This is a genomic window from Cryobacterium sp. GrIS_2_6 (assembly GCF_035984545.1).
GTDB lineage: Bacteria > Actinomycetota > Actinomycetes > Actinomycetales > Microbacteriaceae > Cryobacterium.
Genome location: NZ_JAXCHP010000001.1, coordinates 1,454,563 through 1,476,852 on the forward strand (window position 1 = coordinate 1,454,563; position 22,290 = coordinate 1,476,852).

At 62.8% G+C, this 22,290-nt stretch carries 23 protein-coding genes; 11 read left to right on the forward strand and 12 right to left on the reverse strand.

Annotation, left to right across the window (positions count from 1 at the left end; genetic code table 11):
• Positions 1-38: 38 nt before the first annotated feature.
• On the forward strand, positions 39-353 hold the full coding sequence (locus RCH22_RS07350) for a DUF2316 family protein (RefSeq protein WP_327013398.1): 315 nt from the start codon (positions 39-41) through the stop codon (positions 351-353).
• Positions 354-717: 364 nt separating this feature from the next.
• On the opposite strand, the gene RCH22_RS07355 is transcribed toward RCH22_RS07350, so the two are convergent.
• Entirely contained in the window at positions 718-1,296 is a 579-nt protein-coding gene (locus RCH22_RS07355) for a TetR/AcrR family transcriptional regulator (protein WP_327013399.1), read from the reverse strand.
• Between the two features lie 48 nt (positions 1,297-1,344).
• Here RCH22_RS07355 and RCH22_RS07360 point away from each other — a divergent pair, with 48 nt between their 5' ends.
• Entirely contained in the window at positions 1,345-2,220 is an 876-nt protein-coding gene (locus tag RCH22_RS07360) for an SDR family oxidoreductase (protein WP_327013400.1), read from the forward strand.
• 293 nt (positions 2,221-2,513) lie between these two features.
• On the opposite strand, the gene RCH22_RS07365 is transcribed toward RCH22_RS07360, so the two are convergent.
• Complete coding sequence (locus RCH22_RS07365) at positions 2,514-2,933, reverse strand: hypothetical protein (RefSeq protein ID WP_327013401.1); 420 nt, start codon at positions 2,931-2,933, stop codon at positions 2,514-2,516.
• Between the two features lie 22 nt (positions 2,934-2,955).
• Here RCH22_RS07365 and RCH22_RS07370 point away from each other — a divergent pair, with 22 nt between their 5' ends.
• Entirely contained in the window at positions 2,956-3,441 is a 486-nt protein-coding gene (locus tag RCH22_RS07370) for a MarR family winged helix-turn-helix transcriptional regulator (RefSeq protein ID WP_327013402.1), read from the forward strand.
• Positions 3,442-3,561: 120 nt separating this feature from the next.
• Here RCH22_RS07370 and RCH22_RS07375 read toward each other — a convergent pair whose 3' ends face one another.
• On the reverse strand, positions 3,562-3,966 hold the full coding sequence (locus tag RCH22_RS07375) for a MarR family transcriptional regulator (RefSeq protein ID WP_327013403.1): 405 nt from the start codon (positions 3,964-3,966) through the stop codon (positions 3,562-3,564).
• A gap of 53 nt (positions 3,967-4,019) precedes the next feature.
• Between RCH22_RS07375 and RCH22_RS07380 the strand changes: the two genes are divergently transcribed.
• Complete coding sequence (locus RCH22_RS07380) at positions 4,020-4,241, forward strand: hypothetical protein (RefSeq protein WP_327013404.1); 222 nt, start codon at positions 4,020-4,022, stop codon at positions 4,239-4,241.
• A 45-nt stretch (positions 4,242-4,286) separates the two neighbouring features.
• Here the strand turns inward: RCH22_RS07380 and RCH22_RS07385 are convergent, their stop codons facing one another.
• From RCH22_RS07385 to istA, 3 genes are read right to left on the reverse strand one after another with little or no spacing between them, the layout of a single operon-like run.
• Entirely contained in the window at positions 4,287-4,568 is a 282-nt protein-coding gene (locus tag RCH22_RS07385; RefSeq protein ID WP_327013000.1) for a hypothetical protein, read from the reverse strand.
• Positions 4,565-5,296, reverse strand: coding sequence for an IS21-like element helper ATPase IstB (istB, locus tag RCH22_RS07390; protein ID WP_327012999.1), 732 nt, complete (start codon positions 5,294-5,296; stop codon positions 4,565-4,567). Before istB ends, RCH22_RS07385 begins: the two co-directional genes overlap by 4 nt.
• On the reverse strand, positions 5,293-6,774 hold the full coding sequence (gene istA / locus RCH22_RS07395; protein WP_327015455.1) for an IS21 family transposase: 1,482 nt from the start codon (positions 6,772-6,774) through the stop codon (positions 5,293-5,295). Before istA ends, istB begins: the two co-directional genes overlap by 4 nt.
• A gap of 262 nt (positions 6,775-7,036) precedes the next feature.
• Here istA and RCH22_RS07400 point away from each other — a divergent pair, with 262 nt between their 5' ends.
• Positions 7,037-7,648: an alpha/beta hydrolase gene (locus tag RCH22_RS07400; protein WP_327013405.1), complete on the forward strand. Its 612-nt coding sequence runs from the start codon at positions 7,037-7,039 to the stop codon at positions 7,646-7,648.
• 1,854 nt (positions 7,649-9,502) lie between these two features.
• On the opposite strand, the gene RCH22_RS07405 is transcribed toward RCH22_RS07400, so the two are convergent.
• The 3 genes from RCH22_RS07405 to RCH22_RS07415 form a co-directional block, all read right to left on the reverse strand.
• Complete coding sequence (locus RCH22_RS07405; RefSeq protein WP_327013406.1) at positions 9,503-10,774, reverse strand: hypothetical protein; 1,272 nt, start codon at positions 10,772-10,774, stop codon at positions 9,503-9,505.
• Between the two features lie 293 nt (positions 10,775-11,067).
• A complete protein-coding gene (locus RCH22_RS07410) occupies positions 11,068-12,078 on the reverse strand; it encodes a HAMP domain-containing sensor histidine kinase (RefSeq protein ID WP_327013407.1) in 1,011 nt (336 codons plus the stop codon).
• Positions 12,075-12,746: a response regulator transcription factor gene (locus tag RCH22_RS07415; protein WP_327013408.1), complete on the reverse strand. Its 672-nt coding sequence runs from the start codon at positions 12,744-12,746 to the stop codon at positions 12,075-12,077. The genes RCH22_RS07410 and RCH22_RS07415 overlap by 4 nt, the downstream gene beginning before the upstream one ends.
• A gap of 150 nt (positions 12,747-12,896) precedes the next feature.
• Between RCH22_RS07415 and RCH22_RS07420 the strand changes: the two genes are divergently transcribed.
• The 6 genes from RCH22_RS07420 to RCH22_RS07445 all read left to right on the forward strand — a co-directional run bounded on the left by RCH22_RS07420 (position 12,897) and on the right by RCH22_RS07445 (position 17,697).
• A complete protein-coding gene (locus tag RCH22_RS07420; protein WP_327013409.1) occupies positions 12,897-13,661 on the forward strand; it encodes an ABC transporter ATP-binding protein in 765 nt (254 codons plus the stop codon).
• On the forward strand, positions 13,658-15,082 hold the full coding sequence (locus RCH22_RS07425; RefSeq protein WP_327013410.1) for an FtsX-like permease family protein: 1,425 nt from the start codon (positions 13,658-13,660) through the stop codon (positions 15,080-15,082). The genes RCH22_RS07420 and RCH22_RS07425 overlap by 4 nt, the downstream gene beginning before the upstream one ends.
• A 14-nt stretch (positions 15,083-15,096) precedes the next feature.
• Complete coding sequence (locus RCH22_RS07430; RefSeq protein WP_327013411.1) at positions 15,097-15,732, forward strand: VTT domain-containing protein; 636 nt, start codon at positions 15,097-15,099, stop codon at positions 15,730-15,732.
• A gap of 40 nt (positions 15,733-15,772) precedes the next feature.
• On the forward strand, positions 15,773-16,183 hold the full coding sequence (locus tag RCH22_RS07435; protein WP_327013412.1) for a DUF4870 domain-containing protein: 411 nt from the start codon (positions 15,773-15,775) through the stop codon (positions 16,181-16,183).
• A 311-nt stretch (positions 16,184-16,494) separates the two neighbouring features.
• Entirely contained in the window at positions 16,495-17,256 is a 762-nt protein-coding gene (locus RCH22_RS07440; protein ID WP_327013413.1) for a M15 family metallopeptidase, read from the forward strand.
• A gap of 144 nt (positions 17,257-17,400) precedes the next feature.
• On the forward strand, positions 17,401-17,697 hold the full coding sequence (locus tag RCH22_RS07445) for a hypothetical protein (RefSeq protein ID WP_327013414.1): 297 nt from the start codon (positions 17,401-17,403) through the stop codon (positions 17,695-17,697).
• Positions 17,698-17,834: 137 nt separating this feature from the next.
• On the opposite strand, the gene RCH22_RS07450 is transcribed toward RCH22_RS07445, so the two are convergent.
• The 3 genes from RCH22_RS07450 to RCH22_RS07460 form a co-directional block, all read right to left on the reverse strand.
• Positions 17,835-18,254 carry a DUF3566 domain-containing protein gene (locus RCH22_RS07450; RefSeq protein WP_327013415.1) on the reverse strand — a complete coding sequence of 140 codons (420 nt, stop codon included), beginning with the start codon at positions 18,252-18,254 and terminating at the stop codon, positions 17,835-17,837.
• A 263-nt stretch (positions 18,255-18,517) separates the two neighbouring features.
• Entirely contained in the window at positions 18,518-20,230 is a 1,713-nt protein-coding gene (locus RCH22_RS07455; protein ID WP_327013416.1) for an alkaline phosphatase family protein, read from the reverse strand.
• A 62-nt stretch (positions 20,231-20,292) separates the two neighbouring features.
• On the reverse strand, positions 20,293-21,381 hold the full coding sequence (locus RCH22_RS07460) for a hypothetical protein (RefSeq protein WP_327013417.1): 1,089 nt from the start codon (positions 21,379-21,381) through the stop codon (positions 20,293-20,295).
• Between the last annotated feature and the right edge of the window lie 909 nt (positions 21,382-22,290).

Here is a 22,290-nt window from a genome sequence, read left to right on the forward strand (position 1 = left end):
ACACCCCCGATACCTCCCTAAGAATGTAGGACACCCCTTTGTCGCTGAACACCGAAGAACTCGCCCGTACCCGCTCCGAGCTACGGGCCAACCTGGACCTCGCCGGCCTGACGACCGCCCAAGTCGCCACGGACCTCGACTGGTCCGCCGACCGCCTAAACACCGGGCTGCACTCGACCAGACCGTCCGACCCCGTCGACGTGTGGCAACTGCGCGACTACCTCGAGCACGCCGTCCGCGACGCCGGCCGCACGCCCGCACCCTTCACGATCCTCACCTCCCGCAACCGAATCACGGCGCGCATGTGGTTCAACCTGCGCACCGCACCCCGGCACAACTTCGCCACCGCCTAACCCGGGCCCGCAAACCCTTCCCACAACCTTCCGCACGACCCTGCGCGCCGGCACAGGGGCGCCTGAAAAGCACTCCCGCGAACGGTAGGGACTCGTCGAAAACTTATGCTGGCAATGGTCCAGCCTCGCGGGCGCTCTACTCGGTTCCGAGAACAGCCGGGGACAGCACCTGTGCCCTCAACTGCCGGGTGCCTCTCAAGCCCCTGACCCACCGCGGCGGAGGGCGAGCGTTTCTCGTGTCAGCGCATGGCCAGGTCGCACGGCCCCAAGATATTGTTCGAACGCCGCCTTGCGAGGATGCAGATCGACGGGCCGCGTCTTTGAGCTTCCAAAATGTCAATTTGTCAGCGTCCGTTACCGGCCGTTATCGAGACCGAGTTCGGATGGATGTGACGAGCATGCTGATGAGTTCGTTTCCGGTGACGTTCCATTTGTCTTGGGAAAGGTGTCCGCTGAGTTCCATTCCTGCGATTCCGTGCGCGCTGGACATGAGCAGGGCCCCGTATCGCCGCACATCGTGCTGCCCGACGACCTGGGCCACGATTTGGAGGAACTGGTCTTGTGATCCGCTCGCGGCCAGCAGGGCGGCCGACGGCTCTCCGGAGGGTGCAGCCCACATCAACTCGTAGAGGTGTGGCCGTTCACGGCCGATCTCAAGGAGCGTCAGCAGAGCGGACGTGAGAGTGGCGGCCGGATTCAGTTGTGGGTCCCGCTGTAGGCGGTGGAGCTCCTCAGCAAATTCATTCCACGCATCGATTGCGAGTTGTGTCAGCAGGTGCTCTTTGTCCTGGAAGTGCCCGTACGGCGCACCACGGGAGACACCGGCGCGCGCACCCACCGCACGAAGCGTCACCGCATCGGGGCCGCCACCGTCCAGAAGCTGGGACGCAGCACGCAGCAGTGCTACTCGAGTTGCGGCCGCACTTTCGGCTCGACTGACCATCTCCCCATTCTAGTTGACAATGTCACACGACGGCAGCACACTGGACCCATGACACTGTCACATGAAAACGAGTTGGTTGTTGTTTCCGGTGCTTCCTCTGGAATGGGCGCCGCAACGGCCCATGAATTGGCGAAGCGTGGCTATCACGTTCTTGCCGGGGTCCGCCGGCAGGAAGACGCCGACACCATCCGGGGAGCGAACCTCGAACCGGTGATCCTTGACATCACCATCCCAGAGAACATTGAGGCCCTCGTCGAGCGCATCACGAACGATCCTGAGCGCAGGCGGCTCCGGGCGCTTGTTAACAACGCGGGCATCGCCGTGAACGCTCCTGTGGAAGCGCTTCCTCTTGATCAATGGCGTCGACAGTTTGACGTGAACTTGTTCGGACACGTCGCCCTCATGCAGGCCATGCTCCCGTTCCTGCACGAAAGCCGCGGCCGAATCGTGAATATCAGTTCCGTTGGAGGAAAGGTTGCGATGGGCACCTACGGGGCGTATTCCGGGGCAAAATTTGCCCTAGAAGCGGTCAGCGACGCCCTCCGTCGTGAACTCGCACCCCACAACGTGCAGGTGGTGGTTATCGAACCCGGCGGGGTGAAGACAGAGATGACGGGCCACGGAATCGATCGAGCACAAATATTTGTCGAAGAGATGACCCCTATTCAGCGAAAGCGCTATGGGGCTTTGATGCAGGCGATCATTAACCAAGCGACCGCATTCACGAAAACAGGCGTTCCTGCCAGCGACGCAGCCCTCGTTATTGCCAACGCCACGACGACACGAAATCCACGGACCCGTTACACGATCGGCCGTGACGCGGCCGTGCTCACCCGATTGTCACGAATCCTTCCCGACCGGGTCCTTGACCGCCTCATAGCTGCGAACTTACGCCCGTACTGGAAAATCACTGACACCGAGTGAGCCCGGCTAGCCTTGCCGAGTGGGCCACTGGGCCGCCTGTAAGCGAGGAGAACCGCGGGAAACATGGTTTTCGACGCCTGGTAATCATGAAGAATTCCGAGACCGAAAGCCTGGATAGTGCCCGCAATTCCTCACCGCAATCTCACTTGAGTCTTTTTTCTACCGCGCTTCCGTGGGATTGCCCGCGTGATTCGCTGCAAGGTCCGACCCACGGCCTACACGCCGGTCAACAACAGTTTTCTGCGGGGAGGCCGGGGGTCGCTCTCTGCTGGCGGAAACCGGATCGACGAGTGTCAGTGCCGGGTGAAGCGATACCAGTGATAGAGGAAGGCAGCGCTTCCGAGATGGATGGCGGCCGCCCCGGCTGCACCCGCAACCCCGGGCGTTCCATTCACCGCCGCGACGACGGCATCGCCCACCTGCACAACGCCCGCGAGAATAAGGACAGAACTGGCCGCCCGGGCGTCGATGGGACGACGGAGAAGGACCGCTGTCACGGCAGCGTCAATGACGACGGAACGCAGCCCATACATTTCGGTAAAAAAGCTCAAGTCCGGAGTGTGGGGCACCGGATGGCCGGTAACGAGGTTGGGTGCGATGATGCCGACCACCCCGAAGGCGCCGCCGATGGCCGCGCTGACGATGTTCACCCCAATCAGGGTCCGACGCTGCCAATTCCCGCGTATCCCTGAATCATTCGTGTCTTGAATCATTTCTGTAGAGTAGCATTGTTGTATGGTTTCCTCAGCTCCTGACCCATTCAGCAGTGTTGTCCTCCGTCTGGGCGTGGTGGGGGCGCGGTGGGAGGAACGTTATGCCGAGGCTCTCCTGGGGCTGGACGTCAAACCGAAGCACGTAGCTCTCCTTGCATCGCTTCGCTCGGTCACGTCCCGATCGCAGCTGGAACTGGCGGACCGCATGGGCGTAGGCCCCTCACTCGTGGTGGCACTCGCAGATCACCTAGAAGCTAAAGGCGCGATCGGGCGAGAACGAGACCCCGCCGACCGGCGCCGGCAGCGGTTGATCCTGACGGGACAAGGCAACGAGCTCCTGGATCGATGCAGCTCACTGCTCGAGGAACTCGACCGCGAGCTCGTCGCGCAGATCCGCCCATACCAGGACGGACTTCGAGCTGCGCTCGATATTCTAGGCACGCCCTGGGGCCTCACCTCTATCAATGCCACCCTCACGGGCGAAATAGATGCCGTTTCAGAGGGTTAGAAGCCCCGGCCAAGGACCGAGATCGAGAAAAACGTCTCTCGGAAGCCACGGTGGAATTGCTCGACTCCAGCCAAAGTCGACCGGCAACCCGAGCGTAAGCGACCTGATGACTCAGTACATCTAGACCAGGCGAAGAAGCAGGGCGAGCAGGGTCTCGCGCTCTGACTCGGAGAGATCGGCAAATTGCACCGTCACGAACTGCCGCGCGATCACGCTCGCGTCGGCGAGCAGTCCCTCGCCTGCCGGCGTCAGCCGGTGCTCGATGCGGCGCCCGACTCCCGGGACTCTCGCGATGAGGTCCTGCGCCCCGAGCCGGTTCGCCAGTGTGCCGAAGGCCTGATCGCTCATGAACGTGCGCTGAGCCAGGTCGTGGGCCGATGCGCCGGGAACCTCTGAGATGGCGCGGAGGGCGTCCCATTGCGTGATCGTTGTACCTAGAGCGGCCAGTCGGCGGTCGAGGCCGCGATGGTGGCGCCACTGCACTCGCTTGACCGCTCGCCCGAGGGCCATGATGTCTGTTGCCATGCTCGGAGAATAGCAGCTTGTTTGTATAAACAGGTTGGTATAAGGTTGTTGACATGACTTTGACGCATCGCTTCCTCACCCTCCCTGCATTCCAGATCAACCTCGCCTTCGACGACTCCGGCTCCGGGCCAGCGACCCTCGTGCTGCACGGCGGCGGCGGGCCCTTCACCGTCGCCGGTCTCGGCGCACACCTCGCCGAGACGCGTCGCGTGCTCCTCCCGACGATGCCCGGCTGGTGTGTTTTGTCAACTTTAAACCGGCCATTTGAGCGCTAATTAACCTGCCATTGTGGCGCGGTTTCCGGCCATTTGATCAGGTGGTCAGAACGGCTGGTTTGTGGGGTCGGTTTCGTCGCCGTCATCGGCGGGGACGGCGGTGTTTTCGGTGGTCCATCCGGCGTCGGGATCGGCGAAGTCGTCTGGCCAGGGGGCTGGTCGGCCGTTGTCGTCCCACCAGCCTGTCTCGTGGTCGGCTGGCGCGTGGGGGCGCTCTGGTTGGGTGTGATCCTTCATGAAGAAGTCCTGACTGCTGAGGGTGCGTGCGGTGGTTGGCGGGACCGTCGTGGGTCGCGTTCCGGGGTGGCCGGCCTGGTGGCGGGTCATTTCATGAGGGCGTGTTTGACTCGGTAGGACTCGCCGCGGAACTGCAGGAGCCGGCCGTGGTGGACGATGCGGTCGATGACGGCGGCGGCCATGTTGTCGTCGCCGAACACGGTTCCCCAGCGGGAGAACTCAAGGTTTGTCGTGATGATCAGGCTTCGTTTTTCATAACCGTCGGCGATGACCTGGAACAAGAGCCGGGCGCCGTCGGTATCGATCGGCAAATACCCCAGTTCGTCAATGACGACGAGCCGGTTTCTCGCGATCGAGGCAAGTTCCCGATCGAGACGCCCTTCATCCTTGGCGCGGCGCAGCTGCATGACCAACGACGACGTCGTGAAGAAGCGGGCCGGAATACCTTGGCGGCAGGCGGCCGCGACCAACGCAGAGGCAAGGTGGGTTTTGCCGGTTCCGACGTCGCCATAGAGGACGAGGTCCTCGGCCTGGTTGATGAACTCCAGCGACGTCAGCGCTTCCCGGCCGTAGTCCTCGGGGAATTTGACGTTGGTGTAGTCAAACCCCGTCAAGGACTTCAGCGCCGGCAGTCGGGCGGCGCTCAGCAGCCGTTGGCGGCGTGATTCCTGTCGGGATTCGCGCTCGGCCAGAAGCATCCCGTGCAGGTACTCGCGTTGTTTCGGGGTGCCCTTCTCTGCCCATTCGGCCAGCACCGTGCCAGTCAAGGAAGACTGTCGGCCGGTCTCGATGATGTCCTGGACTGTGACGAGGGTCATGCGATTTCTCCCGTCGCGGTGTTGACGGCCGAGAAGATGTCGGTGGTGAAGATGTCATAGACGCTCAAATCCACGTTCTCGACTGCCGGTGTGGTGCCGTCGGCGAGGCGCCGGGCGAGCATGCCTAGTGCGGCGGTGTCGGGGGCGTCTCCGCGCTGGATGAGCATGTCGGCAGCGCCAATCGCGGCGTTGAAACCAGCCGATCCTGAGGCAGCATCGACGGCGCTCAGGAGCCGGCGCCGGTTGGTGGCCGTGGCCGTGTCGAGCCAGTCCCGCACCGGCTCGGGGACGAGGGCTCGCAGCTGAGAGTGGCCCCAGGCGCCGGGTTTAGTCACCAGCAACGGCAGCAGGGCCGCGGGTTCGAAGATGGTCTCGGCCTGCACTCCGAAGGCCCGCGGGAAAGACCGCACCGGCGTGGAATGCTCGTCGAGGATCTCGACGACATCGTGCCGCAACCCAACGGTGAGGGTGCGGCTGTGGAAGGAAGACCCGGCCGCGTAGGTGTTCCCGTCAATGAGTAGGTTCCCCTTCTTATCGGCCGTGCGGTTTTCATAACGCACCGGGTCAAACCCGACGCCGGGCAACACCAGAGACGCCGCGACGTCCTGGGCGAAGAGCTCGCCGATGGGCAGGCCCTTGCGGTAGTGCACGGTCGAAGCCAACGCGAGGCACCTGGCCAGCAACACCTCGTTGAGGCCCTGCAGTGTGGCCGCTTCGGGCTCGGGGACCATCAGGTTGCGGCGGAGGAACCCGACCGCGTTTTCCACGTTCCCCTTCTCATGACCGGAGTACGGATTGCAGTACCGAGATTCGGACCGGTAGTGCATCTTGAATGCACCGAACAGCTTCGTCTCGACGACCTTGGTGCCGACCCGCCGCCCGATGCCAGTGGCGTTATCAAAGACCAGATGCCGAGGCGCAGCGCCAATGTGGTCGAACACGGTGCGCAGGCCATGGCAGACGCACTCGGCCGTTTCACCCCGGTAGGCCTGCACGAAACGCATGTTCGAGAACGGGAACGTGACGACGAAGATGTGCAGGATTTGCCGGACCCCGGCGATGATGGCCTCGGCCTGGCCGAAATCGACCTGCGCGGTCCCCGCCGGCCAGACCAGTTCTGTGAAACCTTCCCCGGCGTGCCGGTGCTGGGCATTCCACTTCCTGACGAAGCGTTGCACCGGGGAATAACTGCCGGTGTAGGTCTCCTCGGCGACGAGGCGGTCAAAGACCCGTTGGGCGGTGTGGCGTTGCTTGCGCGGCCGGCGCTGGTCCTCGCCTAACCACAGCTCAATCGTGTCTTCGAACCCGGTCAACACCGACCCGGCGGGCCGGGGAACGAGAGCTGGTGGCTTCGGTGAGTAGTCGTGTTGCCGGGTGTATTTCACTACCGCGTCGCGGCTGACTCCGAGCCGGCGGGCGATTTCACGGCCCGCAATTCCTTGGGAGTCGAGTGATCTGATATTTTCTTGCACGGACATGGGTACCGTCATCTGCTTCCTAGTTCCTTCCGGCGCGACCGCTTGGCAGTAGACACGTCGAATGGAACCTATCGGGGGGTGGCGGGCCCCTGTCTCCAACACGCTGGAGAGGGCCCCGGCCACCGGGTGATCTCAAACTCTGCGCATTCCCCAAATCCAACGTCGTGGAGGGGGATTGCCTGGCCTGATTTTTACCGCTCTTTTGGCAGGAAACCAGCCGCTAACTTGGCCGGTTTCCTGTGCCGAAACGGCCTACAAAGAGTTGATCACACACAGCTGGAACGGCGAGCCGCGCCCCGCGGCCCTCACGAGCGTCTCCGATCTCGCCGACGTGTACCTGGCACTGCTCGCCGACCTGGACCTCGCCGACGTACTCATCGTCGGCTCGTCGCTCGGCGGGTGGATCGCCAGTGCCATGGCCGTCCGCGACACCGCGAACACCGTCAGCCGCATCGTCGTCATCGACGGCGCCGGCATCGCCGTCGAGGGACAGGAATTCGTCGACTTCTTCTCGTTGACGCCCCGCGAGATCGCCGAGCACTCCTGGCACGACGCCGATAGGTTCTTCGTCGACCCCTCGACGTTCTCGACCGCGCAGCGGGCCGCGCAGGCCGCGAACATGCAGACTATGGGCGTCCTCGCAGGCAATCCCTACATGCACGACCCGGCGCTTCTCGAGAAGCTCGGCGGCGTCACGGTGCCCGCGCTCGTGCTCTGGGGTGAGAGCGACCGCGTCTTCACGCCGGACTACGGGCGCGCGTATGCGGCCGCGTTCGGCGACGGTCGCTTCGAGCTCGTGCACGAGGCCGGGCACCTCCCGCAGCTGGAGCAGCCTGTTGCCACCTTCGCGGCGGTCGACGCCTTCACCGCGTAGACGGTCTAGCCGGCGCAGGCGCCTCGCTCCGGGCCGGTCGACGCAGGTAGTGAAAGATGACTCGGATGCCTAGCGCCACAACACCCGAGCGATCCACCGCCGCACCCGCTTCGACCGCGCTGGATAAGAAATGGGAAGGCCTCCGCGATGGAGAGTTTATCGTCGTGGACAAATCACCCCTGTCGCGCCCTCGGCGCAGGACCGGGATCGAGAAAAACGTTTCTAGGAAGCCACGGCGGAATCGAGCGATTCCAGTCAGAGGTGACCCAAGATAAGGAATCGGTGATATCAGCTAGCTCAGCCTTTTCCAGGTATATGACTGCGTCCCGCAACGACCGTTCGCGAGACGCTCCGGGATAGGTAAACCGGTGGTCTAGGCCTTGGTACAGGGCCCGGTCATTCATGTCCTACCCGCTGGGGAACAGCGTTCACGCGTCCGGTCGACGCGTCCGACTCAAGTAGACATAGTGTGTTCGTCGTCGTCGCAGCCGTATTGGTGGGTAACTGTCTGCCGCGGTGTGAGACGTCGGGGGCAGATCACGTCATTCGACCCCCATGACTTCCTCAGCGATGCTTCGTGCCATCACTAACAGCGCCAGCACGGACATGATGCTCAATCCGATCGGCGGCGAGCGGTTGACTGACCCCCGGCGTTCTTTGGCGCCCCGCGCCGACTCCTCATCCTGGAGTTTACGAACGGCAGCATCTTGACCGTCAAGGTGAATCCCCCGCCGCTCACCAAGACCACCATTGTCAGCGTGGCTTGGGAAAGATTGATGCCGTGCCGGAGCGGACCGTGGCGTGATATCTCGGCATGGACGACCTCACCGACACCAATCCGCCAAATTGTCCGTCCTGCAGGACGAGGTGCGAAGCCGCCGGCACGGCGCGACATCCATTTTGGCTTTGTCCGTGGTGCAAGACCGTCCTGCTCACGAGAGCATGAAGGCAGCGAGAATCTGAACCCGGCGGCGAATAGTTTACTGACGGCCGTAACGCTCACCGGCGGTCGGTTTCCATCAGCGGATCAAGCTATGCGAATCTCGCGAAGTTACGATGCCGCGCTGACGCCCCTGCAACGGCGATCCGAAAAAATCCTGGTCTGAAGTACGAATTGACGAGGCATCACCCATCCTGCTACGAGTTCGACCGTCTCGGGAAGGAACAGCTAGAGAATAGGGTTCACGGTCAAGGCGCCCAGAACTGGTCAGCGATGTTTGTGCCGCCTCGGGGAATCCTTCACAAGACTTACAAACTGAAGTGTAGGTCCGCCAGATACAAAACGCCGATGCCACCCGCTCACCATCCTCGCCGTCGCGCAAACGGAGAGTGACTGTCGCCCGTCACCGTGGAGGTCGTGCACTCAGTGCGCTGAAGACCAACACGATCTGTCCGTCGACGATGTTGAGTGTCAGGAGTGAGGTGGTCACGGACTCAAGTATCCCCTGCCCTCGCTGCACAGTTAATTACCACTACGCCGGTCCGGAAGCGTGGAGGGGCGTCGCGGATGGCTTCTTCGTTTATCCTGTACCCGAGTCAGCAGGTACCGCGATCGACGAGAGTTCAGTCCGGATTCGCATCGTGCTTGAAGAGAGCACCCACTTGCTATGACCCAGAAGTCATCTCGGTTTGTCGTGATGCTGGACCGGTCGGTGAACCAGCAGGTAGTCACGGACCCTGGTCAAACTGCTGTCGCGGCCTTTCCGAATGCGGACGAGATCCAGCGGTGCACTGTCGTCCGAAGCGGTCCCTTTCCACGTCTCGTTTGTCGCGTCCAGTCGATCGCGTCAGCGCCCTGCGCCCCCGCGCCGTCCGGCATCTGAGGGTCCGATTGTGGCGTGACTCGGCCGGAAGTCAGGCGCCTGGAAGTGTGGTCAGGAATGCTTGCAGTGCGTTTTGCTCGGTCGCCGGGTCCGGGGCCGGGGCTCGAACCGAGGACAGGACGGGGTCGATCTGGCGATCGAGGAACGCCCACGCCTTGCAGTCAGCAGCGTTCAACTCGGTTTGGTTATCGTCCCAGACAGTCTCGAGGTCTGTGACGCGCGTCGCCGCTCCCGCCTGATCCCCCGTTCTGACGAGTTCGAGGGTGTCGGAGGCGATGGACCGGAAATCCGCGACGTTATCCGCAGGAAAGTTTGTCTGCACTGCCGTTTGCGCCTCGGATTGGGTCAACGCTGCGGAGCCGGTCGTGCACGTCGGTTTTGCCGTTTCATCGGCGAGTGCACTGGCGTGGGGCATGTTGCTTGTCACCACGAGCAACCCGATCGTGGCTGCGGCGACGGCCCCCATGGCAATGAGCGTTGTTCGGCGCCTCGCAGGTGTCGCGACTGGTTGCGTCCTGCTCGATGCGTTGTCGTCATTGTCGGCTTTGCTGACTGTGAGATACACGACTGTCGCGAGAATGGCTGCAAGGAAGATGATGCTCGTAGTTGCGGTTCCGAGCCCGAGGCCGCCTTCGGCTGGTGTCAGCGCGAGCCAGTCTCCGATGTTGGCACCGAGCGGACGGGTGAGGATGTACGCAACCCAGAAAGCTAGTACCGGGTTTGCTCCGAAACGCCAGAGCCGGGCTGTGATGGCGATGAGCGCAAGAGGCAGCAGAATCGAGAGGCCAGGACCCCACCCGGTGAGCTCCAGGGTCCAGTCCCCCAGTGCCGTGCCAAGCGCGAAAGTGACCAGAACGGTGAGCCAATAGAACGCTTCCCTTGGGACCGTGGCGATGCTGTGGATGGAGAGCGTGCGCTCTTTTACGAACCATACGGTGAAGACGACCGCGAGCGCGGCGGCGAACACTGCGGCGCTGATTCCCAGAGGGACGCCAGCCTGATCAGTGAGGATATCCGTGTACAGGGTCCCTGTGACGCTCATCAAGACGACGGTCAGCCAGTAGTAGCTGGGTTGGTAGCGACGGCGGGTCATTTGAACCGCGAGCACTGCGGCTGTGGCGATCGTGAAGATGATCGATGTTGCGACGAGACCCACGCCGAGGGCGACGTTGATCCAGTCGGCAAAACTCTCTCCCACTGTTGTGCATAGGATCTTGATTATCCAAAACCAGATCGTGATCGCGGGGACTTTGCTGAGCATGTGCCGCGCGCTGATCGCTGACGTTTGGGTGGATGAGTTCATGTCAGGGATGCTCGCAGGGGGCGTGAAACCAAGTCTGAGCAAACGCTGTTTTCACTGAATTTCCTCACAGACCAGGTGCCGGGATGTCTGGCGTGATTGACGGGACTATGTTCAAGTGATGACTTCCTGCTGTTAGTTGAAGCTTGATTTGCGGGCAGCATTGTGCGGTGAAGGTCGTCTCGACCGATTGTCAGGATTGCGGTGCGAGAGGGCAGTTTCCTTGGAATCGGGTCGGACCGGGCGTCGTTTTGGGCTCCTTCGGGGGAAGGCTCAGCGCAGCCGTCGAGTGCTCGTCAAGGGCGCGTGACGGGCATGGTGAAGGCGATCGCCGTTCCTGTCGGTGAGCTGCTCACGACGCTCACCGTTCCGCCTTTCCTGACGACGATCTCCCTCACGAGCGACAGCCCGATGCCGAAGCCTGTGCCGCTGCTCCCACCGTCGGCCGCACTGCCCGCGTGTGCGAAACGGTCGAAGATCCGGCTGGGTTCGATGCCCCGAATGCCGGGGCCGCGATCCCGCACGGTTACGGTGACCGTCTTCCGCTCGACGGTAACGTCCACGGTCACCGATGAGCCTTCCGGTGCGTACCGGATTGCGTTGTCGAGGAGGATAACCAGGCAGCGCTGGACGTTCATCTGAGAAAGTGACGTCCAGATGCCCGCCGGCTGGGTGACTTGGATCTTCACAGACGCCCGGGCTGCGATGAGATCCATGGACGCTACGGCCGCCTCGATGGCCGGCCCGAGTTCGCTGCCGTCGCTAGCCTGCCCCTCCTGGCCGGCGGCCCCCTCCGCCGACTCCAGCAGATCGTTGACGACTCGAATGAGGGTTTCGGTATCCCGGCGCAGCTCTGCGACGACCTCGGTCGACGGATCCCCGACGGGTAGTCCGCGTTGCAGGATCTGGAGTCGCGCGTCGAGGATGGTCAGCGGAGTGCGTAGCTCGTGGCTCGCATCCGCGACGAATGAACGCTGGACGCGGAGTGCGTCGCCCAATGGCTTGACCGCTCGGCGCGTGACGAACCAACTCAGCAGGCCCGCGAGGACGATCAGCCCGGCCCCCAGTACCGCGGAGGCGCGGAGCAGCTTGAAGGCGTTGATGTCGAGGATCGTGGGATCCGCCGTGGGTTCCAGAAGCACCGGGAGTGAAACCTCGCTGACGATGAACAGGACGATGGCCACGAGAATGACGACAACGACCACGGCACAGGCGATGGTGACCTGCAAGCCGACCTTTCTGGAGGCGTTCCGGAGGGCCAGCGCATCGCCGTCGAGCGATTTCTTCTCGCTGGTGTCGCGCTTCACAGCTCCCCCAGCCGGTAGCCCTGACCGCGCACGGTGATCACCGCACCGACGTCGGTCTTGCGTCTGAGGTAGTGCACGTAGGTGTCCACTGTGCCGGGGAGGTCCTCGTCGCTGAAGACCGCCTTCAGGATCTGGTTCCTGGTGAAGGTGCGCTCGGGATTGTCGGCCAGGAGCTTGAGCAGGTCACTCTCGCGTTCTGTCAGCATGATGCGCCCGTCGTAGGGCGAGTGAATGATCCGGCTCTCGGGGTAGAACGCCCAGCCGCCGATGGCGATCATCGTGCCCTCGCCGGTGAAGACGCGGCGGATCGCTCGAAGGCGGGCGAAGAGCTCGTCGAATTCGAACGGTTTGACGAGGTAGTCGTTCGCGCCGACATCCAGGCCGTCGACCTTGTCGCGGACGGTCCCGAGGGCGGTCACGAGGAGGATCGGTGCCGTGACGCGTTTCGCGCGCAACGCCGCGACCAGACCCAGTCCGTCCAGTGACGGCAGCCTGCGGTCGATGATCATCACGTCGAACTCCTCGGCCAGGGCGGTCTCGAGTCCCTCCCGGCCGTCCGCGACCAAGGTCACTGCATAGGCTTCGGCGAGGACCTGCGCCATTAGCGGGCCGAGCTTCGGATCGTCCTCGACCAGAAGCAACGCCGGAAACGGATCGTGTACTGGCATTGGAAACCTCTCTGTCGTGCACGCACGAACCCCGGGCCCACGCGTTGCTGACAAGCGTAACCGCGGGAACGGAGCTGACGAGAATGCTCACATCGACGGCGTCGAGCGATTCTTAGAGAGTTCTTGGATCGCCCTTGCCACGATGATTCCATGACCGAAACCGGAATCGCGCACCCGACGATCGCCGCCAGCGTGCGCGGAATCACCAAGTCCTACGGCACCGGTGACACCCAGGCGACAGCCCTGGATGGCATCAACCTGGACATCCACCGTGGCACTCTCACCGCGATCATGGGCCCGAGTGGCTCGGGCAAGTCGACGCTCATGCACGTGTTCGCCGGCTTGGACTCCGCAACGACCGGGCGGGTGATGATCGGTGACACCGATATCACCGATCTTGACGACGACGCGCTGACGCTTCTGCGCCGTCGGAAACTGGGATTCGTCTTCCAAGCGTTCAACCTCGTTCCGACCCTGTCCGTGATCGGGAACGTCGAGTTGCCATTCGAACTCGACGGCAGGAAGCCGGGGGCGGGCGAGCGAGCGTGGATCAACGAGTTGCTCGGGCGCCTGGGCCTCAGCGGACTCGAGAGTCGCCGCCCACACGAATTGTCCGGCGGTCAGCAGCAGCGGGTGGCGATCGCACGCGCACTCGCCAGCAGGCCGACGCTGATCTTCGCGGACGAACCCACGGGCAACTTGGACTCCAAATCGAGCCGCGATGTCCTGTCCCTGCTCGGGGTGCTCACCCGCGAGTATGGCCAGACCGTCGTGCTCGTCACCCACGACCCGGTGGCGGCGTCCTACGCCGACCGGGTCCTCTTTATCGCTGACGGCGCCATCGTGCACGATGTCGGCCGCAGCGACCCCAAGGCGCTCTCGGACATTATCTTGATGCTCGAGGTCTCCGCGTGATCGCACTGGCGCTAAGAGAACTCCGCCACCGGGGCCGCCAGCACACCTCCAGCGTTCTCGTCGCGATCCTCTCCTCCGTGTTCGCCACGATGCTGATCGAGATGGATGCGGTCCTGAGCGTGCAATCCGTTGCCAGCGGTTTCACCCAACATGGCTTCGTTCGCGCGCTGCTCGACATCCTCGGACTGCTGTTCTTCTTTGTCGCCGTTTTCGTGTCGTGCGTCGTGACCGCCAACACGTTCAGCATCATCATGGCCGGACGCGCAAAGCACATCGCACTCATGAGATTGCTCGGAGCGTCCGCCCGCACGCTGCGCGGTGCCATCGTCATCGAGGGCGTCGTGATTGGATTCCTCGGAGCCCTGGCGGGCCTGGTCATCGGCCTCGTTGTCACCAGCGTGAGCTACTCCGCCCTGATCGCATCCGGGACGTTCGTGGACACTCCGATCGCCATTTTCTCCCCGCTCCTGGTCGCCCCTGTCATCGTCGGGGTCGCGAGCACGGCGGGAGCCGCCTGGTTCGGTTCCCGTGCCCTGCTCGCCGTGTCCCCGATCGAGGCCACCGGCGCGACCCAGGAACCCAAACCTGAATCCCTCGCAGACACGCCCCGGTGGCGCCGTACCCTGGTGATCGTCCTCTTCGCGGGAGGCTTGGGACTGCTCCTGCTCGGCGTCGTCATCGGGCTCCTCACGCCCCTCGGCCTCCTCGTTGCCGCCCCCGGGGGCGCGCTCAGTTTCCTCGGTTTCGTTCTCGGCTCGGGCTACTTCATCCCCCGCCTCCTGATGACCGCAGGGCGCCTCACTGGCGCGTCGACGCCCAGCACTCTTGCGACGGCCAACGCCCTCCGATACCCGGCACGTTCATCCCGGTCGACTGTCGGGCTCGTCATCGGCGTCACGCTCGTGACGATGTTCACTGTCGCCGGCCAGTCATTTCTGGCACAGACCGGTCCAGTCGCGGCCGCGGCGGACCCGGCGGAAGCGGCAGGAGACGCCGCATTTCTGACCTTGACCACCGGGATCCTTGCCGTCCTCATCGGATTTTCCCTGGTAATAGCCGCGATCGGGCTGGTCAACAGCCTGTCTCTGAGCGTGCTGCAGCGCCGACGTGAGATCGGGCTCCTGCGCGCGCTCGGCTTCACTAAAAGCCAAGTGCGGTTCATGATCCTGGCCGAAAGCATCCAGCTCACCGTGGTCGGCGGAGTCACCGGCCTCGTTCTCGGAGTCGTCTACGGTTGGGCCGGCGCCCTCGCCGCGATTGCGTCAGACCACCACATCGGCGGGTTCTTCTGGCCCACGATCCCCCTCTGGGTCATCGGTGCCATCGCGGTAGGCGCCATCCTGCTCGCCGTCGTTTCCTCCGCAGTGCCCGCCCGTTCGGCCATCAACGTGTCGCCCGTTCGCGCACTCGCGATCGACTGATCATGGGACACACGATGACGACATCGACGCTCCTTCAGGCAGGCGGAATTCTTGACCCGGCGTCAATCCTCACCGGCTCGGGGCCGTGGGTAATCGTTGCAATCATGGGCATCATCTTCATCGAAACCGGGCTGCTCTTCCCATTCCTGCCCGGGGACAGCCTCGTCTTCACCGCGGCACTCCTCGCCCTTCCGCTGGGCATTCCCGTACCGGTGCTCGTGCTCGTCGTCGCCATCGCTGCGATCGCGGGCGACGGGGTGGGGTACCTCATCGGACGCAGATACGGCCGGCGACGGTTCACCCCGAACGCCCGCATCCTCAAAACCCGGTATCTGGACCAGGCCGATACATTCCTCGCCAAGTACGGCGGACGATCTCTCGTCCTCGCGCGATTTGTCCCCATCGTACGCACCTACATCCCGCCCGTCGTTGGAATGTCGACGATGCATTACCGAACGTTCCTCAAGTGGAACGCGATCGGCGGGGTGGCCTGGGCACTCATCCTGACCCTCGCCGGCTTCTGGCTCGGCCAAATACCGTTCGTAGCCGACAACATCGACATCATCTCCATCCTCATCGTGATCGTGTCCATCGTCCCCATCGCCGTCGACCTGCTGCGACGCCGCTCGACGCGAGTGCACGGACAGTAGATTCCGACCTGTCCCGACAGAACGGGAACACTAGGGCTGGATGTCAAAAACACCGATTTCAAGCTTGCGGTCGGGCCGGTCCGGGAGTGCCTCCTCGCCCATTCAACTTCCGTCGGTACGGGCCCGACGATGGGCGGGGCTCGCTCACTTTGGGGGGATCATTGGACTGGTTCCCGCCTTGTTCATCTGGTTCTTCGTGATGGAGCACGGCGGATTCGTCGCTGAGGACGCCAAGTCGGCTCTCAACTTTCGGATCACGGTGATGGCCGGATATCTCATGTTCAATGGGATGAGCATCGCTGCAGCGGCCGCTTTCGGATCTAGCAGCGTGTTTTCACTCCTCGGCACCATCGTGTGGGCACTCGGGGCGGCTCTTTCTGTCATTGGCTTTGGTCATGCCTGGAACGGACATCACTATCATTACCCCTTCACCCTCGATCTGGTCAGGTAACCCTGCACTAAGCGAGGAGCCACTCGCTCCGCTTGTGGTTGGGCCGCTCATTTCCACGACCCGCATGCAACCCACACATTCAGTTCCCGCAACTAGCCTGTGCTGTCTCGTGTTCTTGCCCACACCGGTGCCCCTGTACCTTTCGTTCGGGCCCACCTGCATGCGGGTTTAGGCACGCGGGCTTCCTCGGAATCAGAGGGGGCGTTCGCCTTCCTTTCTCGGACCCACTCATCGGGACCGTCATCTACACAGCTGGTCAGAATATGGTCATTGGAATGCGGTCAACATCGTCACGCAGGGCATGGTTGCCGTTGCGGCGCCTGACCGTGGGAACCGCGGGCATCGCATTGGTGTCGGCGGTGGTGATGACACTGAACGCATGTTCGGTGGCCCCTAGCGGCGCGGCAGCTGATTTCTCTCAGACTGCAACGGCTGACCCGGGTTCGACATCGCTTTCTCCGCCGTTCAATCGGACCGCGCATTCGGTCGACGATCCCACGAGCATTTGGGTCGTCGTCAATAAGGCGAGACCGTTCAATCCCCTCGACTTCACCCCTCCGGATCTCGTCGTCGTGGGAGTGCCGCACGTGTGGGAACCGCAACTCCGGAAGCCGGCCGCTGATGCAGTGGTTGCCATGTTCGCCGCGTTCGCAGCCGAGACCGGTCTCAAGATGCAGTCTCAGAGCGCGTTCCGCAGCTATGCCACCCAACGCGGGGTCTACGACCAGGACATCACCGCCAATGGTCAAGCAGCCGCTGACACCGACACGGCACGGCCGGGCACGAGCGAACATCAGACGGGGCTCGCGATCGACATCAGTGCCCTGCCAGCCAAGTGTTCGCTCGCAGCCTGCTTTGGCGACACCCCTCAAGGCACGTGGCTCGCGGCAAACGCATGGCGGTTCGGATTCCTGCTCCGGTACCCCGCCGACAAAGTACCGGTGACCGGATACACGTATGAGCCGTGGCACTTCCGGTATGTGGGGATCGAGCTGGCCACCGAAATGCATTCCAGCGGTGTCAGCACGCTCGAGGAATTCTTCGGACTCCCCGCCGCGCCTCAATACAACTAGCGGCACGAATCGCGGTTGATCCCGACACAATGCTATTTCGACCGGCCGAATCCCCGCTCACTCCAACAGGGAACAGCAGATTCCATTCATGGTCGACTCTCTGGACCTGTCCTGACAGCTGACAGCTTCCTTGACTAGCGTCACTTGGAGACACGAGAAGGGAATTTCTTGATGATATCCGGCCGTCTGGAGGCACGAGCCTCCGAAGACATCCAAGTTCAAGCGCTCTCTCACTGCGAGTGGCGAGTCATCGATCGTCGCATCGCGCGAAGCAATGCTCTTTCCCTCGTTGGCTTCATTGCTAAGGACCATGGCCGCTATGAGGTGATGGAATTCATTGATCCAGTAGGGCATGCTGCCTTCTCAAACCTCGATGAAGCGATAGGGCACTTCGTCAATATCTCCTCCGACTCCGCCGCCTCTGCTCAGTCGGAATGCTGACGTGGAGCCGCACGACAAACTCGGACACCCCGCACACACGGGAATTGTCGTCCTGGAGCGCTCCGCCGTTCGATCGTGATTTGACTCCTCGCCGTGTGCGGTCCCCAGTTTCGCCAGTGGATCGAATCAGCGCGGTTTCAGTTTCGTGCAAGCCCGATGAAAAGACCTCCAAGAATCGAGGCGCTCACGTTGTAGAAGAGGGCGACGAGCGGTCCGAGGACGATGGCAAGGACCACGTTCAGGAGCGCGACGATTATCGAAAAATTCAGCACCACTCCGAAGGACAGCATAGATCTGGTGCCGCCTGTGCCATTTCCGCTGAAGGTGGTGACGCCGCTTACAAGAGTGTCAAGTTGGTCGAAGATGCCCAGTTGATTCAGGATCATCCAGAACAGCAGGGTGGTGGGAATGCTGAGAAGGCCCAAACTAATGCCAACGACAAACGACATTTTTGCGGTGGACCACACATCGATACCCACCAGTTTCAGGCGCACTTCCTGGAGCGCGGGTGCTCGAGTCGAGGCCTTGCGCTCGAATTTCTCGGCAATGCCAATCATCCAAGCCATCCTCGCTCGTCAAGGAACTCCGCACCAGATGCAAACTCGCTCATCGGGAGGGAGATAGCCGAGTTCAATTGTTGCCGTCGCAATGCGAACAGGCGGCACGGGAGATCAGCGCGCCGCTCCGGTAAGCCCCGCGGCGGAGACGATGGTTTCACACTGTGACCTGAGCCGCGGCGCACGTCGTTAGGAAGGCCAGCAGCCTGGTGTGCTGCTGGCCCTTCCGTTTCGATGCCCCTGCCTGGCGCAGGGCAAGGTGGTTAGTCCTGGGGCAGGGCTTTGGTTCCTTCGATCTGGACGGCCTGCAGGTTGTGGGGATCCAGGCCAAGCAGGGTCAGGATGGTGGGGGCGATCCGTGTCGTTTCGACCGTGGAGGTGACGGTTTGTGCGTGGTCGCCTGATCCGGAGACAACAAGTGGAACGTTGCGGTCATCCGCGCTTGCTCCGCCATGTTCGGCGATTTTCGAGGTGCCGCCGGTGAAGACGACACCGGTCTGGGCGATACCGAGAATGTCCGGGTATCGCGGGTCATTGTTCGTCGTGCCGAAGTACCCCGCCACTTTGTCGCCCGCGTAGATGCGATCCAAACCGGAGGAAGTCACCGTTTTGGCTGCGCCGGCGAGGGTGTTTCCTCCGGCGGTGTGCGTGGACAGGTAGTCCTTCGCGAAGAGAACCGCGGCCGCTGAACGGTCGGACAGCCAGAGCTGCATGATGTCGTCGTCAGTGGAGAACGCGACCAGATCGGCCCCGGCGGGGTGCGCCGCCTTCCACTCGGCAGTCAATCCGTCGATGATGGCAGCGTCTGGCACGCGGGTGAGCGCGGCTGGATCGGTTGGGGACTGGCCGTGCTTGGCGGAGAGGATGATCGTGGTCGATTTCTTGAGGCCGTCCCGGTCCAAGGCTGACTGGAACTGTGCAATGGAGGAGTTCACCCCGTCCAAGGCCTTGCGGAGCAGCGCACCGGGCACGGTGCCGCCGAGGAGATACCCGCCGGTCATTCCGTCGGATGTGGGCAGCTTTTGGGCGGTGGACACGGCCTGGAAATTCATTCCGAAAATCGCGGGAACCGGTGCCGCCGCGGTACCGGAGTGGTCTTTGCCGGCGATCTCGTTCAGGACCGCCTGCACTTTGTAGCCGTCGTACTGTTGGGTCGCGGCGTTGTCTTTGGTCCAGTCCCCCGCGCTGTAGGGGGCGGTCGCCTGGCTGTTGATTTCGGGAGTGAAGAGGTCGTCGACGCCCTTCCCGGAGGGGCCGTTGAGGATTTCGTACGCGGGATGTTTGTCCGACCAGGCGGTCGGGAGGCCAGCGCTCTTGGCGACTTCGAAAACGGTGTTCACTTTCAGGTTCTGGTGGGGGTAGACGGGCTTGCAGGTGGCGGGATCCACAGGTAGCGCCGCTGGGTTCAGGAGCGTGTCGGGGTGGCCGGTCATGGACAGGATGCTGGCCGGCAGACCCGCGAGTCCAGCGCCGGCGTCCAGTGCGTTCGGATTGGTGTCCGCAGCTTCGGTGAAGGCAACTTCAGCACCCGGAGTTGCCGCGGCGCAGTTCGTCGTGCCAGCGGGCAACAGTGCCCGGTTGAATGTGTCGTCGTAGTAGATGCCCGTCGTACCGGGATTGCCGCCGGTGAGCTGACCGACCAGGCCCGGGAAGGAGTCGGAGGGCACGGGGGTCTGGGCGTTCGTGTAGCTCGTGCCGGACTTGACCAGCTCGGCCAGCGCGGACGTCGGGTGCGCCCGCACGTACCAGTCGAGGTCTTTCTGGTGCAGGCCATCGACCGAGAGCAGCAGCACATGCTTCATCGACTTGGCTGCACCGTGGGTCGCGTCGTGCCCGACCTCAGCCGCATCGCCCGAGCTGTCGTGCCCGCTATTCCGGGCATCATCGGCCATCGCCGGGGTTACCGCCGACCCGGCAAGGAGGATGGCGGTGGCGACCGCCGCCACAGCAGCCGCTTTCTTGTGCATGGTCTTCATTGAGTTGAACCTTTCTGACGTGACGTGCGGGGCTTTCAAGCTGCGTTCGTGCCGCATGGGTGCTACCGGTCTTCCGTGGAATTGGCGCGGTTCGAGGTGACCAGCAGGCCCTTGGGGGCGATGGCCGCGAGGGCGGGGATGGGGCTCAGTTTTCCGTCTGCCAGGTTCAGTGTGGCCAGGTACGCGGGGCCGGTGTCGGGTGTGACTGAGGAGATGGCCTGTCCGGGCTGGAACGGTCCAGTGACGGCATCGATGGTGTTCGCAGTGGGGTCGGTGATCCACAGCGTTTGAGACGAACGCTCGATGAATGCGGTGTCATCCAGGGGCTCCGACACGGAGAGCACCTGGAGGTTCTGATCGCCGGCAGTCACGCTGTCCGTGAAGATGAGTTGCCGGTCGCCCTGTGCCGTGAGCATGAGATCGCCGCGGAAACGCGGAGCTGAGCGCGGGACCACGGTGTTTGAGTCCGGATCCGTCAGGCCCAGGGCCGTCCGTTGACCGGACAGAGGGCCGTTCAGCGCGGCGGCCGTGGCATTGTCCGTGAATTCTGGTGTGAGAGTGGCCGTTGAGCCGTTCAGGTGCACCGTGTAGAGGGCTGGGCCGGCGGCATCCGTCGGGGCGGATGCGGTCACGACGATGCGGTCGTGGAAGACGGAGATGGCGTCGGTACCGCCACCATGAGTGAGACCGGAGTACGTGTATGTCTGCAGCGGCTGCGACGCATCGGGAGTGAGGGTGGAGAAGCGGGAGTTCCCGTCTTCATTCGCCGTCAGGAGCAACCGGTGACCCTCATCGTCAGCCGTGAGACCGTCAACCTTTCCCGTGACCTGCCAGGCGCGGCCAGGGTGACCATCCAGGCCGTATTCCTGCACGGTGCTCGACGAGGCGCCCGTCGGTGATGTTTCCCCGAGCGGGCCGACACCGTTCTGGAATGCCACGTAAATGTGGGCACCAAGACGCGTGACGTCATCCGGCTTGGATTCTGTGCCGACGGCGGCGAATGCCGTGACGGTGTAGCCCGCCGCCCGCTTCGGGTCTCGGTGCCCGTCGGCGGACGCGGGCAGCGACGAGGCAGCCAGAACTCCGACCGACACAATCGCCCCGAGGGCCAGGAGAGAACCTCGTCTGATGTGAACAAGATCAAAAGTCATAGTTCAAATCCTTCTGTTCCACAGCACCAAAGAGCGCTGTCCGAGCAGGCTAACTAACCGCAACGCAGTGCCCCGAACAGGGGTCCCCTAATGAGGTAAACACGTCGTGAACGTCGGGTGAATGCGCCCAAGACCCCCCTCAAATGGGTGTCAAACAAATGGGCGTCAAATTCGGTTTGCACGCAACGCCACCGGAATGCTGACTCGATCTACTACTCGCTCGGCGATGATGTTCGGCGCTCGTTGCTCTTGCTGCAGGTTTGCTCGGCTGCGGCTGGCCCGGTCACGGTGGCCGGCAGCTCTGCCCTGTCGGCGTGGGCGTCGTCACGGGTGGCGGGCTAACCCCCTGGCGCCGTCGCTAGGGCCGAAGGGCTTACAGTAGGCGTCGGAGCCGCCGATTGGGACTGATGTCGGTTTAGTTGACTGGCGTGGTTTGTAGTCTCTGCGCCGCGCGAACGGCAGCTTCAACCATCTCAAGCTCGATCGGGGTGAGCCTTCAGAGTCCGCGATGCCGACAACTCCGGCGGTAGGTCCGTTCCATCCAAATCACGATCACGATCACGATCACGAGCCGCAGTCTCAACAGTGTCGTCGCGGCAAAATCCATCCCACTTTAGACCCACGCCACGCGACACGCGCCGACTCAACGACTACGGCAAATCTCCTCATCGGGCAGACGAATTTCACGAGCCGACGACGCGTTCCGAGCGAATACGTGGTGAATAAAAGTGACCGGCATCAAGCGCCACAAGCCAGAGCTAAAGAAACGTTTAGATCAGCGCGCATTCTCGAGACCACGCGTCACTTGAACCCATGACCGTTCGCAGTACCGGGCGAGTCGCCGCCAAACAAGAAAATAGAACTGCTGGTCAGGCTGTTGTTCTGCTCCACCCGCGCAACGCGAGTCGA

Coding starts and splice junctions, on each gene's coding strand:
- RCH22_RS07355 (WP_327013399.1), bottom strand. CDS start 1,296: ATGGTCAGTCGAGCCGAAAGTGCGGCCGCAACTCGAGTAGCACTGCTG.
- RCH22_RS07360 (WP_327013400.1), top strand. CDS start 1,345: ATGACACTGTCACATGAAAACGAGTTGGTTGTTGTTTCCGGTGCTTCC.
- RCH22_RS07365 (WP_327013401.1), bottom strand. CDS start 2,933: ATGATTCAAGACACGAATGATTCAGGGATACGCGGGAATTGGCAGCGT.
- RCH22_RS07370 (WP_327013402.1), top strand. CDS start 2,956: ATGGTTTCCTCAGCTCCTGACCCATTCAGCAGTGTTGTCCTCCGTCTG.
- RCH22_RS07375 (WP_327013403.1), bottom strand. CDS start 3,966: ATGGCAACAGACATCATGGCCCTCGGGCGAGCGGTCAAGCGAGTGCAG.
- RCH22_RS07380 (WP_327013404.1), top strand. CDS start 4,020: ATGACTTTGACGCATCGCTTCCTCACCCTCCCTGCATTCCAGATCAAC.
- RCH22_RS07385 (WP_327013000.1), bottom strand. CDS start 4,568: ATGACCCGCCACCAGGCCGGCCACCCCGGAACGCGACCCACGACGGTC.
- istB (WP_327012999.1), bottom strand. CDS start 5,296: ATGACCCTCGTCACAGTCCAGGACATCATCGAGACCGGCCGACAGTCT.
- istA (WP_327015455.1), bottom strand. CDS start 6,774: ATGTCCGTGCAAGAAAATATCAGATCACTCGACTCCCAAGGAATTGCG.
- RCH22_RS07405 (WP_327013406.1), bottom strand. CDS start 10,774: ATGAACTCATCCACCCAAACGTCAGCGATCAGCGCGCGGCACATGCTC.
- RCH22_RS07415 (WP_327013408.1), bottom strand. CDS start 12,746: ATGCCAGTACACGATCCGTTTCCGGCGTTGCTTCTGGTCGAGGACGAT.
- RCH22_RS07420 (WP_327013409.1), top strand. CDS start 12,897: ATGACCGAAACCGGAATCGCGCACCCGACGATCGCCGCCAGCGTGCGC.
- RCH22_RS07430 (WP_327013411.1), top strand. CDS start 15,097: ATGACGACATCGACGCTCCTTCAGGCAGGCGGAATTCTTGACCCGGCG.
- RCH22_RS07435 (WP_327013412.1), top strand. CDS start 15,773: ATGTCAAAAACACCGATTTCAAGCTTGCGGTCGGGCCGGTCCGGGAGT.
- RCH22_RS07450 (WP_327013415.1), bottom strand. CDS start 18,254: ATGATTGGCATTGCCGAGAAATTCGAGCGCAAGGCCTCGACTCGAGCA.
- RCH22_RS07455 (WP_327013416.1), bottom strand. CDS start 20,230: ATGAAGACCATGCACAAGAAAGCGGCTGCTGTGGCGGCGGTCGCCACC.
- RCH22_RS07460 (WP_327013417.1), bottom strand. CDS start 21,381: ATGACTTTTGATCTTGTTCACATCAGACGAGGTTCTCTCCTGGCCCTC.